15 protein-coding genes and 1 pseudogene are annotated in these 14,021 nt (G+C 31.9%); 9 read left to right on the top strand and 7 right to left on the bottom strand.

The features are described from left to right. Positions 1-1,155: 1,155 nt before the first annotated feature. The gene (locus ACUXVC_RS04950; protein WP_000488870.1) at positions 1,156-1,437 is read right to left on the bottom strand and encodes an LCI fold-containing protein; all 282 of its coding nucleotides are present in this window, start codon (positions 1,435-1,437) and stop codon (positions 1,156-1,158) included. A gap of 365 nt (positions 1,438-1,802) precedes the next feature. Here ACUXVC_RS04950 and ACUXVC_RS04945 point away from each other — a divergent pair, with 365 nt between their 5' ends. Further along, positions 1,803-2,696: a helix-turn-helix domain-containing protein gene (locus ACUXVC_RS04945; protein ID WP_000395459.1), complete on the top strand. Its 894-nt coding sequence runs from the start codon at positions 1,803-1,805 to the stop codon at positions 2,694-2,696. A gap of 430 nt (positions 2,697-3,126) precedes the next feature. On the opposite strand, the gene ACUXVC_RS04940 is transcribed toward ACUXVC_RS04945, so the two are convergent. Both ACUXVC_RS04940 and ACUXVC_RS04935 read right to left on the bottom strand, forming a co-directional pair. After that, positions 3,127-3,273, bottom strand: coding sequence for a dihydroxyacetone kinase, ATP-dependent (locus tag ACUXVC_RS04940; protein ID WP_088024815.1), 147 nt, complete (start codon positions 3,271-3,273; stop codon positions 3,127-3,129). Positions 3,274-3,316: 43 nt separating this feature from the next. Continuing rightward, positions 3,317-3,706 (bottom strand): hypothetical protein, encoded by a 390-nt coding sequence (locus ACUXVC_RS04935; RefSeq protein ID WP_000940659.1) that lies wholly within the window; start codon positions 3,704-3,706, stop codon positions 3,317-3,319. 292 nt (positions 3,707-3,998) lie between these two features. Here ACUXVC_RS04935 and ACUXVC_RS04930 point away from each other — a divergent pair, with 292 nt between their 5' ends. After that, entirely contained in the window at positions 3,999-4,550 is a 552-nt protein-coding gene (locus tag ACUXVC_RS04930; RefSeq protein WP_001228903.1) for a DUF4352 domain-containing protein, read from the top strand. Between the two features lie 192 nt (positions 4,551-4,742). Here ACUXVC_RS04930 and ACUXVC_RS04925 read toward each other — a convergent pair whose 3' ends face one another. After that, positions 4,743-5,093 carry an SH3 domain-containing protein gene (locus tag ACUXVC_RS04925; protein ID WP_000946191.1) on the bottom strand — a complete coding sequence of 117 codons (351 nt, stop codon included), beginning with the start codon at positions 5,091-5,093 and terminating at the stop codon, positions 4,743-4,745. 230 nt (positions 5,094-5,323) lie between these two features. Continuing rightward, complete coding sequence (gene dhaK, locus ACUXVC_RS04920) at positions 5,324-7,075, bottom strand: dihydroxyacetone kinase subunit DhaK (RefSeq protein ID WP_000720701.1); 1,752 nt, start codon at positions 7,073-7,075, stop codon at positions 5,324-5,326. A gap of 178 nt (positions 7,076-7,253) precedes the next feature. On the opposite strand from dhaK, the gene dhaS reads away from it, so the two are divergent. The 5 genes from dhaS to ACUXVC_RS04895 all read left to right on the top strand — a co-directional run bounded on the left by dhaS (position 7,254) and on the right by ACUXVC_RS04895 (position 11,579). After that, positions 7,254-7,820 carry a dihydroxyacetone kinase transcriptional activator DhaS gene (gene dhaS / locus ACUXVC_RS04915; RefSeq protein WP_000204210.1) on the top strand — a complete coding sequence of 189 codons (567 nt, stop codon included), beginning with the start codon at positions 7,254-7,256 and terminating at the stop codon, positions 7,818-7,820. A gap of 19 nt (positions 7,821-7,839) precedes the next feature. Further along, on the top strand, positions 7,840-8,838 hold the full coding sequence (dhaQ, locus tag ACUXVC_RS04910; protein WP_098126195.1) for a DhaKLM operon coactivator DhaQ: 999 nt from the start codon (positions 7,840-7,842) through the stop codon (positions 8,836-8,838). Positions 8,839-9,420: 582 nt separating this feature from the next. Next, positions 9,421-10,311 carry a S8 family peptidase gene (locus ACUXVC_RS04905; protein WP_446025949.1) on the top strand — a complete coding sequence of 297 codons (891 nt, stop codon included), beginning with the start codon at positions 9,421-9,423 and terminating at the stop codon, positions 10,309-10,311. 18 nt (positions 10,312-10,329) lie between these two features. Continuing rightward, on the top strand, positions 10,330-11,139 hold the full coding sequence (locus ACUXVC_RS04900; protein ID WP_098126194.1) for an SAR2788 family putative toxin: 810 nt from the start codon (positions 10,330-10,332) through the stop codon (positions 11,137-11,139). Then, the gene (locus tag ACUXVC_RS04895; protein WP_098126193.1) at positions 11,139-11,579 is read left to right on the top strand and encodes a hypothetical protein; all 441 of its coding nucleotides are present in this window, start codon (positions 11,139-11,141) and stop codon (positions 11,577-11,579) included. The genes ACUXVC_RS04900 and ACUXVC_RS04895 overlap by 1 nt, the downstream gene beginning before the upstream one ends. Positions 11,580-11,740: 161 nt before the next feature. Here the strand turns inward: ACUXVC_RS04895 and ACUXVC_RS04890 are convergent, their stop codons facing one another. Continuing rightward, on the bottom strand, positions 11,741-12,376 hold the full coding sequence (locus tag ACUXVC_RS04890) for a hypothetical protein (RefSeq protein ID WP_375853512.1): 636 nt from the start codon (positions 12,374-12,376) through the stop codon (positions 11,741-11,743). A gap of 127 nt (positions 12,377-12,503) precedes the next feature. Beyond that, a complete protein-coding gene (locus ACUXVC_RS04885) occupies positions 12,504-13,139 on the bottom strand; it encodes a VanZ family protein (RefSeq protein ID WP_375853511.1) in 636 nt (211 codons plus the stop codon). 244 nt (positions 13,140-13,383) lie between these two features. Between ACUXVC_RS04885 and ACUXVC_RS04880 the strand changes: the two are divergent. Together ACUXVC_RS04880 and ACUXVC_RS04875 are read left to right on the top strand one after the other, a co-directional pair. Then, positions 13,384-13,485 (top strand): annotated as a pseudogene (locus tag ACUXVC_RS04880) (TetR family transcriptional regulator); the annotation flags it as partial. Between the two features lie 194 nt (positions 13,486-13,679). After that, positions 13,680-13,991: an ArsR/SmtB family transcription factor gene (locus tag ACUXVC_RS04875; protein WP_000433732.1), complete on the top strand. Its 312-nt coding sequence runs from the start codon at positions 13,680-13,682 to the stop codon at positions 13,989-13,991. Positions 13,992-14,021 lie beyond the last annotated feature (30 nt).

Below are 14,021 nucleotides of genomic sequence, written 5' to 3'. Positions count from 1 at the left end.
CTCCTTTGTCTATAGATTACTAACATAATAACAAAAATCTTCCAGTAAAACTTTTAATTTTCTGAATATTGTTGTTTCAAAAAAATTTCTCAATACAATCCCACCATTTTATCCCTTTAAACTATAACTTGTTCTGTTCCTTATTCGTTTCTATATAAAAATAACACATCATTATTAATAGTGATGACACATGAAAGTCTATCCTTTCATAAGAAAGCCTCTTTTCTTTTGTACATTATATCCATTAGGACTCATTTATTTTTTACGAAACCCACCCTTTTGCTTCCGCCGGCGACGAGGAGTGGGGTTTTTGTTATCTTTTTCTAAAATTTGTTTCCTAAAAACATACGCAGAAATTTTACGTACAATGGTTTTCACAAATACTTTTAGAAGTTCAAACAAAACTCCATTAGAGATAGTTTTATTAAATTTTTCACCACTAGCCGCAAAAATATCTTATAATCTCTATATAACAAATTAATGTATTAGGAGTAGATAAAATGCCAGTTACACTCGAACTTATTCTTTTCATTCTTATAGCAATTAGTGCTGTTGGCTATTTAATAAAAGAATTTCAAAAAACTAGGAAACGAACACTTGGAATTTCACTAGAATTTTTAGTTCTTTTCTGGTCAATATGGAGAATATCAACTATTATAATCTAATTTATAAAACATAAATTCCTTCGAATGAAGTGAAACTCTAATCAGCGGGCGTTTTATGGGATAAATTTACCAGTATTTTTACCACAACATTCATGTTAAAATCCCTTGTGAGTACGACATAACTCGACCTTATGAAGCTCCGTAGCTTTTATCGCGGAGCTTTTTTTATTAAAATTAACGCTTTTGTTCACTTTTTTGATACATTTACGAAACATTCATATGTTACGTTATATAAGTCCTTTTTTAAATCTTATTCATTCTAGCAAAAAGTCCTAGTCCCCCTAGGGCTTTTTTGCATTCAAACAATGAGTTGTATTTTTTCTCAATAATCGAAACTACTTAACGTCGTAAAATAATAATTAGACTGGAATTTAATACCATATTACAATGGATCAAATCGCAAAAAGCACCTTAGGGTGTCTTTTTTATAGAGAATCAGTTTAAAAACTAAAAATAAAAGAACCTCAATAAATGAGGTTCAAAAAATCTACTATTTTAAATTACCTTCGTAAAAAGCAACTCCATTTTGAACATGTTTTAAGTACCACGTAATCGTCCCGCCACAAACATTTTCATTAAAACTATTAGCATATACTCCATTTGAGTAATAAAGAGTTCTTTTGAATTTACCATTAGAATACTCATAAGGAATTGAGCATGTTGCTTGCTTCGGAGAGCTCACAGCTTTTTGCGTATCAGCTGAAGCTGCACCAATTCCCCCTGTTAATGCAATACCTGTTGCTACTGCTCCTACTACTAATTTCCTGAACATAATAAATCCCCCTTTAATAGTTTTTATAGCTTACAACTTAAATGTATCACTTTTGTAATTTATGTAAATATCTTGAATATGTAGAAATATTTATTTAATTATTGGTAATATTAGGATTTCATTTTATCAAATGGATAATAGAGGGATTAGAAAAGCATGTAAAAATACAGATAAGTTTATATTAAATGAATGTGGTTCAAGTCGGCGAAAGGAACTTTTGGTGTCTTTTTTGTACATAAAAAAATCTCACCATCTTATAGAAACGATAAGCCCTTTAAAACAATAATTGCAACTATATTAATTTTACATTACATTAAGGTTAGAGAATATCATACTAATAAAGTGTTAAATAGTAGGTGGGGAAAATGGAATTTAACGATTTGGGTATTACCATTAAAGAACTTAGAATTAAAAAAAATATATCACAATCCGACTTATGTCACGGAATATGTTCACAAAGTCAAATTAGTAAGATCGAAAAAGGTGTGATTTATCCATCTAGCATATTGTTATATCAATTATCAGAAAGACTTGGTATTAATCCAAATAATATATTTGCACTAACTCAAAACAAAAAATTAAAATATATAGAAAATGTAAAATTTGTAATAAAAGATTGCTTAAAACAAAAACAATATAAAGAACTTTATGAAATAGTAAAAAAAGAGAAAAACTTAAATAATTTTCAAACAAAAGAAGAGAAACAATTTCTAATATGGCATGAAGCAATTGCTATATTTATGGTGGATAAATCATTAAAAACTGCTTTAGATTTTTTAAATAATGCATTAAAACTGACTTTAACTAATTCTGATTTTTTATCAGAAAGAGAAATAGATATTATGCAAACAATGGCTATATTTTATGCGGAAAATAAAGAATATGAAAAAAGTATTAATATATTAAAAAGATGTTTAAGTAATTTTAATAAGTTAGATTTTCCTAGAGATAAAGAAATTAAGTTGAAAATCATGTTAAATTTAGCAAAATCTTTGGACTTCACATATCAACATGAAGAGGCAATAAAATACATTGATAAGGGCATCAAATTAGCAATTAATCTAAATACGTTATACCTATTAGGTGAACTATTCTATTTAAAAGGTCAGCTTTTATTAAAAATTAAACAACATAATGTAGAAGATGTTATTTATAACTGGAAAAAAGCATTATTTATATTTGAACTAACAGAAAAAGAATATTATACAAAAATGCTACCAGATGAACTTATTGAATTACAAAATAAAAAACACTCATAATTTCGTAAAAACTACTTACAAATCCCACAGAAAAAATCCCTATAGCTTTTAAACTTAGAACGATAATATTAAAATAATTTAAGTCGGCAGAAGGAACCTTTTGGTGTCTTTTCTTTATTTTTACAAGGACCTGCTCAATTAATTCTTAAAAACATACTGAGAAGCATTGTTTTATTTATCCCATTTTCATTCATGCTATATATAAAATTCGTTAATAAATCCACCTCAAACATACCTATATGCATAGGAGTATGTTTGAGGTGGAACTCCTTCAAATACTAGTTCCTTTTATAAGCCGTTTTTTTGATGTAGATGACATTATTTTCAATACAATAGAATGAATTATTGGAACATATTTAGCAATATATATCAAAAAACATATTAAAAAAACCCTTCACCTTAAGGTAGAAGGGATCTTCTAATTTCTATTTCAAACTACCCGAAATCTCCGTAAAGGTACCCCAAGCGCATGTGCACCTGCATCTGAATATCCTAAACTTCTTTCACCAACTACCGCTCCTCTGCCGAACGATCTTTCACCAATAGATTGTATGCCGTGAAATGCTACTTGTAACATTTCAATTCAGATATACGACAGTAAAGAATACATTATCACAGTGTCAGCAAGCAAAAGTGTATTCTGCATTTCTGAAAACAGTAGATGGCAGATTATGACCTACTGAATCTGCTAAGAAAGAATATACAAGAACATCCTTAACATCCTCTTTATTTCCACTAATGATGACATCAAGAAAATCTTCTATTTGGAATTCTGGAGTAAATAACACAATCTTAGTTGTTCTGTTTGGTTCTAAAGAAACAAAAGTACGAGAGATTTCAACTAATTCATTTTGAGTTGGGAAAAAAGTGTTTCGACTTCTCTTAACAGTTACCGTTACATTACTAGTATGGCAACGTGAATCATTGTTTAACATAATGTTGAGAGCAGTTGGAATAATCCCATTTTCAGAGACTGGAACTCGAAACACTCCAGTAGATTTATGGGCCATATAATCACATCCTTTCAAAATAAAATATATTTACAATATATTAGATGCAAAAAACGTTCATTTTGATATGGACAAATTACATGATTAATATATCTATAATAACCCTCGGTATTACTAAGCCAATGTTTTAAAAGATTAACAAATATCGCGAGAACCAATCGAATGTATATTAAAAGTAAAAAGAATAAGTTGTCTAAAAGACCCCCTATTTTGAGCCAATAATGAGACATTATGTTAATCTTATATGTATAGCTGCACAAAATTGAGAAACTTAAGGAGACAGATAAATTTTATGAGAAAATTATCTATATTACTTACTTTCATTCTAGTATTAGTCAGTGTTACGGCTGCTTGCACACAAGATAAAACAGATAGTGCCGTTGAAAATGGTCCAATAGAAGAACCAACCGCAAAAAATGAAAATGAAGAATTAATAAATTTTGAAGAAAAAGAAGAGATGAGCCGCTTGGAACAAGGTATTTTATTAGTTGGCGAGAGTGTTAAGGGAGGCTATTACTTGGCCGCTGTTCAAAGTGCATATTTAAATGCTAGCAACGATTCCGTCATTGTTAATGTCTCTGTAAAAAATGTACGAGGTCAAACGATTGGACTATCAGAATTAAAATATAACTTAAAAGATGAAAAAGACGGAAAAATCTATAAAGGAAAGGTGCTTGATCAAAACCCTTCTGATATACAAGTTAAACCAAATGAAACGGTAGAATTGAAAATAGCTTTTGAAGTACCACATACCGTAGATGAATATATGTTTTATATTGAAAGCTCTTTAGACCCCCTACAAACATACTGGAAAATTGATAAGCTGCAATCACAAACAAACTAAGTCTAAAATAAGCAAAAAGCAATGAAAAATTTGATATAGATACAAATGAATACTATATAAACGTAAGACCATCGATTTAATGAATCGTTGGTCTTTTTCAAAAAATGCCCCATTAAAAACTAAGAGATAAAAAAGAACTAATCTCTAGAAGAGATTAGCTCAATATATCCAAAGCTATTATGGTACATAGTTTTATGAGCAAACGTTATATAATGTTGTATGGGATACATAACCTGTCATCCCTTTATATGTAACTTTTAACCACTGTTTAGAATTACTGTAATGACCTTGAACATATTCACCAGTTACCCATGTTCCAGTAATTTTCGTACCATCATTAAATGTATGTAAGACAGGTGAATCGACAGTATAACCACTGCGCATCTTTGCACCATATACACCTACCGTACCTCCCTTTGCACAAGCTGCTACTACATTTTCATTTTCAGTAGCATTCGTAGCCGCGAAAGCAGAGCCGTTAAATGTAAATAAAGTAAATATAAAAGCTGTTAGTACTGTACAAATAGATAAACGACGTAACAAAATAAATTCCCCCTTTTTTTATAATTTACTTCTTCACAAATGATTATCTTAAATATTCTAACTATTTTCAATATATTAATGTTGAGAAATATTAGTTGTATTTTTGAAATAAGATTTTATCAAAAACAGTAACAAACTCATATTTTACTGAGAAAGAACCGAAAGAAGTCTTCTACATATCAACTATATAAAAATCCCTCCACCTTAAGGCAGAGGGGACTTTCTAATTCCTATTTCAAACTACCCGCAATCTCCGTAAAGATAACTCCAAGCGCATGTGCACCTGCATCTGGATATCCTAAACTTCTTTCGCCAACTGTACCAGCGCGGCCCATGCGAGCTACGATTTCTTTCGTGTACTCTGCTCCTTTAACCGCTGCTTCTGCACCTTTTTCAAAGGCAGTTTTTACGTCGACTTCGTTTGAGGCGCTATCTAACCAAGAGTCTACACATGGAGCAAGTGCGTCAACTAATGTTTTGTCACCAACTACCGCTCCTCTGCCGAACGATCTTTCACCGATAGATTGTATGCCTTGCAGTGCTGCTTGTAACATTTCAGCGAATTCTTTCACTGTTAGCTCACGTTTTTCGCCTGCTGCTTTACTAGCTGCGCGGAATGCTCCGCCCCAAATTGGACCAGATGCGCCGCCGCAATGTTCCATAATAATCATGGAGCAACCGTCAAGGAATGATCCGATCGTTACGTTTTCTTGTTCTACAATAGAATGCCACTCACGTTTTAATTGCTTAAATCCTTTTGCAACACTCATTCCGAAGTCACCGTCACCTGCATGTGTATCTAACTCACAGAACGGTACTTCATTTTTAATAATAATGTCGCTCATTTTATCAACGAGATAAATCATGTTGTTTAATGTAATGACATTATTTTTAATCACAGCGTGCTCTTCCGCTGTTTCTAGTTCAAAGGAAACTTCCTTCTCTTCTGTTTCTTCAAGTACATTCACGTACTCTACACTTTCAACTGGTCCATCTACTTTAAACGCTGGTGTATTACATTCTTTTGATAGTAATGTTTTTAGCTCGTCATCTAACTTCATTACCGTTAAAGACATACCAGCCATATCAATACTTGTCATATAGTTACCGACGAATACTCTATTAATTTTAATGTTTCTTGCAGCTAGTTCTCTCGTAACGGCGTTGTTAAATAAGTAAAGTTCTTGCAGTGGTGTTCCGCCAAAACCGTTAACTAGAAGTGCGATTTCCTCGCCATCTTTTACTCCTAAATCTTTCATTAAATCATTTGTCATACGGTTAGCTAATTCATCAGCCGACAGCATTTTTTCACGCTTAATTCCTGGTTCGCCGTGAATACCTACGCCGTATTCCATTTCATCTTCCGCAAGTGTGAAAGTAGGTGATCCGCTCGCTGGAACTGTACAAGACGTTAACGCTAAACCGATTGTGCGCACGTTAGCCGCTGCTTTTTCTGCTACAGCTTTCACCGCTCCTAAATCCATACCTGCTTCCGCTGCTGCGCCGGCAATTTTATGAACTAAAATAACTCCCGCAACGCCGCGGCGTCCTACTGTATATAGGCTATCTTCTACCGCAATATCATCGTCCACTTTTACGTAGTCGACTTCAATTCCATCTTCCGTCGCTAAATGCGCACCGTTTTTGAAATTCATAATATCGCCGCTATAATTTTTAATAATTAATAACGTACCTTTTTTACTAGCTGTTTCTTTAATTGCTTGATATACCTGAATTTGTGAAGGTGACGCAAACACATCTCCGCACACTGCCGCATCTAACATTCCTTTTCCGACTAATCCTGCATGTGCCGGCTCATGACCACTACCGCCGCCGCTAATTAACGTTACTTTATTTTCGTTCATTTCTTTCTTCTTAATTACTTTATGTTTTTTCAAAAGCTCAAGCTCTGGGTGAGCCATAACCATTCCGTTACACATTTCCATTACTAATGTTTCTGGTTTGTTTATAATCTTTTTCATTGTAGTTCTCCCTCAATTCCTTTAATATATTGTGATATATTTGAAATCTTCTTCTTACTACTCATGTTAAAATGAAAGCGTTTTATAGTAAACGGACAAAATGGACAATCTGTCTAAAGACACCGCTCTCATTTATAGATAGGATTTTTATATTAATAACATTCTAGGGATGATTCAGATGACCTCTTCTATAATTTCTAAAAAGATAATCGCGAACTCATTGAAGTATTTAATGGAAACAGAGTCGTTTCATAAAATATCAGTGAGCGATATTATGTTACACTGTCAAATGCGTAGGCAAACTTTTTATTATCATTTTAAAGATAAATTTGAACTATTAAGCTGGATTTATAAAGAAGAAACGAAGGAAAACATTATCGATTTTCTTGACTATGAAACGTGGGAAAACATTTTCGATTTATTATTTGATTACTTTTATGAAAATCAAAAATTTTACCGAAATGCTTTTAAAGTTATTGAGCAAAACTCGTTTAATCACTATTTATTTGAGCATACGAAAAACTTATATATGAAGATTATTGATGAACTATCTGTGAGCTGTGGATTCAGCCTTTCTGATGAGACAAAAAATACGATTGCCTCCTTTTATAGTCACGGCTTCGTTGGAACGATAAAAGATTGGATTGAAAGTAAGTGCGAAGTAGATCCTTCCATTATGTCTTCTCTTATGAAAAATATGATAAACAATCAATTACTACTATTACTTGAGCAATCAGCAAAGTAATTAAAGGGTGGCAAAAGCAATGAAAAAGATTATGAATGATGTACAAAATATCGTTCAAGATATGCTGCATGGCTTTTATTTTGAACATAACGACAAAGTAAATTACGATGAAACAAATAACATCATTTATGTAAAAGATATCGAAAAAATGAAGCAAGACGTCGCTATTGTAAGCGGCGGTGGTAGCGGACATGAACCTGCTGATATTGGTTATGTAGGAAAAGGTATGCTTACAGCGGCAGTAAACGGCAATATTTTCACTCCGCCTACAGTGGAACAAATTGCGGCGGCAACTCGCCTCATACCAAAAGATAAAAGTATACTATTCATCATCAAAAACTTTAAAGATGACGTAGAAAACTTTCTAGCAGCAAAGCAAATTGCTCAAGAAGAAGGAAGAAAAGTTGACCATATCATCGTAAATGACGATGTTTCAATTGAAGATGATGCTTCCTTTAATAAAAGAAGACGCGGCGTAGCTGGCACTGTTTTCGTTCAAAAAATATTAGGTGCGGCCGCTGAGAGTGGACATTCTTTAGAAGAACTAACAACAATCGGGCAAGCTGTCATCAAAAACTTACACACATTAGGAGTTGCCCTTTCCCCTGCAAACGATCCAGTGAAAGGAAAAGCTTCATTCACATTAAACGAAGATGAAGTCTTTTACGGCGTCGGCATTCACGGAGAAAAAGGTTACCGTAAAGAAGCTCTCTCCTCTTCTGAAATATTAGCGATTGAACTGATGAACAAACTAAAAAGTATTTACCGCTGGAGAAAAGGAAACAACTTTGCGATCCTCATTAATGGATTAGGTGCAACGCCATTAATGGAACAATACATTTTCGCAAATGACATTCGCCGTTTGTGTGAATTGGAAGGCTTACAAGTTACATTCGTAAAGGTTGGTACGTTGTTAACTTCTTTAGATATGAAGGGTGTTTCGCTCAGTTTGCTTAAGGTAGAGGATTTGGATTGGGTAAAGTGGTTGAAGGAAAATACGGAAACTGCTAGTTGGTAGCCGGTAATAAAAATAGCCGCAATCTATTTACAACCGGATTGTGGCTATCTTAGGTGAAAACAAACGATTTTTTAAGGAGATACAATTGGTAATACTAATATAATCTTAAAAAGCAGCGTAATAGTAGGCTGTAAAAGATCTGCAATAATATTTAATGTTGTAAAAAAGAAGGTATTTTTAAATAATCCATGTTTATTCAATTTTTTATCAAATAAGTTTAGAAACACAATCTTAAAAAGTAAATTAACAGACTTTAAGTTTACTAAAATTATATGTAGCAGAAGTTACATTATAAAAAGGGTCTATAAAACTGAGAAATAATAAAAAATGTATTTAAGCGTGACCGTTAATGTCTCTTCTTTTTCCACAATACTACTTACCTCATCAAACATACCAAATTATATAAAAAATCTACGAATTATATACACAATATTTACAATTCACCTCATTAAATTAAATCGACTATATGTATATTTTAACAAAAAAATACACAAAATTACATACTTGTTTTATATAGGGTTATATGTAAAAATTAAAACATTCTAAATTCCGAATATTAACGGAGGTGAAAATATTAAAAAATTGACTAAATACTTTCTTTTTAGTATTTTTTTCATTTCACTTATTGGCTGCTCAAATCAAGAAGAAAAAGAGACTACTACAACTGCAAATTGGGGGTATAAGGTTATACACTCAAATCCCCTTTTTACAAAATCTACATCTAAGCAAGAAATTAAAATTGCTATCGTAGATAGTGGAATTAAAGCGGAACATATCGCTTTACAAAATAAAATAGTAGATTCCTATAACGCTATCGCTCCTGATCAAAAAGCAACAGATGATTTAGGTCACGGTACAGCTATTGCAGGCATAATAGGTGCTAATATGCCCGATGAAAACATGATAGGTTTGGCACCAAATGCAAAATTATATAATGTTAAGGTTTTAAATAGTCAAGGAAAAGGTGATATTGAAACAGTCATTAGAGGTATAAAATGGTGTATTGATCAAAAGGTAGACATTATCAACATTAGCTTTGGTTTTGAAGCTAATCATTTCGAGTTAGAAAAAATCATTAACAAAGCATTAGAAAATGAAATTATTGTTATTGCTGCATCAGGTAATACATTGGGATTAAGGGTAGATTATCCAGCAAAATATGACGGCGTTATTTCTGTTGCTGCGTTAAAGCCCGACTTAACAAGATATAGCTATTCTGGAAAGGGTAAAATTGATTATTCCGCACCAGGGAAAAATATTATATCTACCCATAGCGATGGAGGATTCAGTGAATTTAATGGAACTTCTTTCTCTGCAGCATTTGTCACTGGAACTATCGCTCATCTCATGGGAAGTTCAGCAGAAAACATTAATAGTAATAACATAAATTCGTTCCTAAAACCATTTGTGAAAGATTTAGGACCAAATGGTTTTGATGAAAAATATGGGCATGGATTAATACAAATTAATTAAGAAAAGAGGATAATAACCTTGAAAAAATTAATAATTAGATTACTTGTACTAACAATGCTATTCTCAATTTTGCCGAATTTCGAATTAACTCAAGCTTCTATTAATTCGAATAATGAAACAGATGTTATTGAGGTTGAAAAAGAAATAAAAGAAGATTTCGGGATAGAAGTTGCTGAACAATTAAACCTAGATGTAAAAAAAGAAGATAATTTAGTAGTAGTAAAAACTAACTTAGATACAACAGATGTTAAAGTTACAACGGAAATGGAATATAATATAGATACAGAAGCTATTTTATTAGATGGTACAGTTGAAGAGAATGGTGAAAAAGTAAATCAAAAGTTTGAAGTGATATTACATGAAGTAGAAGAAAATAGCAATGAATTTTCTGCAACTTTTATCGATCAAGATACTGGCGAAATTTATGATATGAACACAATAGAAGCTCAAGCTTCAGCTTTACCACTCGTTATAATAGCCGTAGTAGCAAGGTATGGAATAACATACGCTATTAAAAAATATGGTAAATCAGCCGTAAACAGTGCAGTTAAAAGTAAAAGTTTTGGACAAGTTCTCTCCTCTGTATCTAAATTAGATGCAAATAAGAGAAATCATATTATGCAAGCAAAACATGATTGGTATAAAGTTACTAATAACAATTGGAATGATGTATCAAAGGTAATTTCTCATGTAATGCGATATGGAAGTGAATCTGCGTATGGATCCGCAAGGAAGAAAACATTAAACATGAATGGAAAAACAGTAACAGTTACTTTTAAGAGGATAAATGGCGACATAAGAATCAGTGATGCGTGGGTGAATAAATAATGTTAAAAAATCTAGAAAATCTTATCACTTCGGCCGATTTCGAAGAGGCTGAAAAATTATTTAAAAACAATAACTTCGAGGAATTTTCAGAAGAAATACTATATGTTACTTATGAAAATAGTAGTATTACCAAATATAGTTTTATAAATTATTTATTAATGAAAAAAGAATCAAGTGATTTACATGATCTTGCATTTGATTTACTAGTTAATCCTTTATGTCATATAGAAGGAGCATATCATTCTGCTTTATATCATGCTAAAAAATCCGTGGAGTTAACAAAAGAAGAAAATATGGATAGTTTATTACAATTACTATTTCTTCATTCCGTACCAGATAAATTAATTTCTGATACAAAGGCAATTGAAATTTGCAATAAAATTTTAGAATTAGATGCTTCTAATGAAATTGCTAAAGAAACTATTAAGGAATTATGTTAAATAAGGGATTGCCATATGGCAATCCCCTATTTTTTTCATACAACACAAAAACTATCGAAATAACTACTTTCCTTACTTTTAAAAACACCGATTGCGTCGGTCTTAGCGAAGGTAACAGGAAACATCAAAGATGTTCACGTACTGGATCGCTTTCATTTCATTCATTTTCTTACATCAATAGTTAGCTCATCTGTAATCTGCTCAAGGTGGAAAAATCTTTTTATATAATCGATATTTGACCATTTTTCTTCTCCACCAATAATAAATAATTCTTGCGCATCATACATAAATGAAAAGCTTGGATAGAAACTGTCAGCCTTTATTTCAATCTCACCAGTACGATTACTGATAATCTTACAGTCTGCTGAATAGCTTAATAACGTATAGAGAGAATCTTGTGCTGATTGGAAGAAATACTTCATAAGTGTGGTTATATCATCAATATTAGTAAGTAACACTTTAAAAAAGTTCGTATCCCTTTTCTGATTAGTAAAAACTAGCTCAAAATGGAGTTTATTCTCTTCTAAAAATCCTTCAATAAAGTCACCGCGCAAATAAGTTTCAAATAACATATACATAGGAAATTTTTTATTTGCGCCTATAAATCCTTTAATGATTTCTTCAAATCCTTTATGCTGATTCCAATTCGTCCCCACACCTATCATAATCGGATGATTTAAATAGATAGGATACGGTGAGAACCCTTCATCATTTAACATATACACTCGTTTCCCACCTGTATGAAGTGCAGGCTGAGACTCTTTTAGTAAGTATTGAGATAATTGAACACTTAACACATTTACACCTACCTATCATGTAATACATAAACTGTATCTATTAAGTTAGAAAAAGGATGAACCATTCATATTTTATCGTGTTTGGGTGTGGAGAACGAGAATCATTTTATAAACAAGATCGCACATCTCATTGGAGGATTACAGGTCTTCCAAATAAAGCTGGATGATAAATTAACATCGCCCCTACAAATGAACACACTAAACAAAAAACAGCCTCGTATTTTATAACTAGAGAAGAGTTGGTATCAAGCTTTTTCCCCTCTCTTCTTAATATCATTTTAAAAGCTCTATATAATAAATACCCAATAACTGCCCCGAGGGTATTCGTAAATAAATCATCAATATCTGTAATTCTATTATTTAGTAATTGATTTAACTCAATTGCCAATGAAAAAAGAAATCCTGCACATACGGTGTTTTTTATTTTTTTAAACTGCGGCCAAATCATCGGTAATAAAAAACCTAACGGCATAAACAGTACAATATTCAAAAGATACGTAGTACTACCTGCCGTATCAAATAGAGTCAAATTGATTTGACTTACACGAATCCACGTTTCATATCTACTTATATCCCATACAGTCGCGATCTGCGTCACCCTATACACTAACGAAAGGTAGAATAGAAAAACATACACCCATAAAAAATGCCGAATAGATATAATTCTTTTCGCTTTAAAATAAACTCCAATTTGAAACACAATACAAAACATAATAGTAAAGAAATAAGTATACAAATAACTCATTAAAACTTCTGTATGCATGTGGAATCCCCTAACTTTACATTTTCCTCTATGACTTTGTCGTTTTTAGTTTCCTTCTTGATGTAACTCATTTATAGGATAGGAGAAACTTTTAAAATAAAGAGTAGGGTAAATATAAAATTTTTCTTAAATCTTCAGTTGGATTTTATTATTACTCTTCTTAAGAATCCGCCATTGATAGCTAGGCAACAACATGCTTAAACCTAACAATACTATCATTTTTGCACGTAATCCTCGTAGTACTTTAACCGATAAAGCATATATAAAATCATGTGACTCGTTTGTTCAGTTAAAACATGAAATTAAGAAATATATGACGTACTATAATCACTCTTGCTATCAATAAAATTTAAAAAAGATGACTTCTGTTTGCATACAGAAATCATCTTTTTTAGGTTGCCTAACTTTTTTTAAAATTTCCTTTACAAAGGGTACAGATCAAGAGCACCTTATTCCTATTCGAGGGTATAAACTATACCTTCTTCCCTTAAAATCACACAAACCCATTTACAAATCTATAAAAGTAGATATAATATCCTTATGGAACCTTCATTAATTTATAAAGCATTGTCAAATGAAACAAGATGTCAAATTTTATCATGGTTAAAAAATCCAGAAAACCATTTCGACGAAAAACCTTATTTAGAACAAGGGATTAATTTTCAGATTGGAGTGTGTGTAGGAGATATTCAGCTTAAAACTGGCTTAGCCCAATCGGTTATTTCTAGTTATTTATTAACTATGAAAAAGGCAGGATTACTAGACTCTGACCGAATTGGAAAATGGACATATTATCGTCGAAATGAAAAAACAATACAAGCGTTTTCTGAATACGTTCAAAATGAATTATAAAGTAAAAGCAAATAATCAACCTACCAATTG

This window comes from Bacillus sp. N6, assembly GCF_052805735.1.
Note: the sequence above shows the minus strand (reverse complement) of the source record. Positions and strands in the feature narration are given on the sequence as shown.

Bases quoted from the DNA above. Each gene is read 5' to 3' on its own strand.
- ACUXVC_RS04950 (WP_000488870.1), bottom strand. From the start codon at position 1,437: ATGTTCAGGAAATTAGTAGTAGGAGCAGTAGCAACAGGTATTGCATTA.
- ACUXVC_RS04945 (WP_000395459.1), top strand. From the start codon at position 1,803: ATGGAATTTAACGATTTGGGTATTACCATTAAAGAACTTAGAATTAAA.
- ACUXVC_RS04940 (WP_088024815.1), bottom strand. From the start codon at position 3,273: ATGTTACAAGTAGCATTTCACGGCATACAATCTATTGGTGAAAGATCG.
- ACUXVC_RS04935 (WP_000940659.1), bottom strand. From the start codon at position 3,706: ATGGCCCATAAATCTACTGGAGTGTTTCGAGTTCCAGTCTCTGAAAAT.
- ACUXVC_RS04930 (WP_001228903.1), top strand. From the start codon at position 3,999: ATGAGAAAATTATCTATATTACTTACTTTCATTCTAGTATTAGTCAGT.
- dhaK (WP_000720701.1), bottom strand. From the start codon at position 7,075: ATGAAAAAGATTATAAACAAACCAGAAACATTAGTAATGGAAATGTGT.
- dhaS (WP_000204210.1), top strand. From the start codon at position 7,254: ATGACCTCTTCTATAATTTCTAAAAAGATAATCGCGAACTCATTGAAG.
- dhaQ (WP_098126195.1), top strand. From the start codon at position 7,840: ATGAAAAAGATTATGAATGATGTACAAAATATCGTTCAAGATATGCTG.
- ACUXVC_RS04895 (WP_098126193.1), top strand. From the start codon at position 11,139: ATGTTAAAAAATCTAGAAAATCTTATCACTTCGGCCGATTTCGAAGAG.
- ACUXVC_RS04885 (WP_375853511.1), bottom strand. From the start codon at position 13,139: ATGCATACAGAAGTTTTAATGAGTTATTTGTATACTTATTTCTTTACT.
- ACUXVC_RS04875 (WP_000433732.1), top strand. From the start codon at position 13,680: ATGGAACCTTCATTAATTTATAAAGCATTGTCAAATGAAACAAGATGT.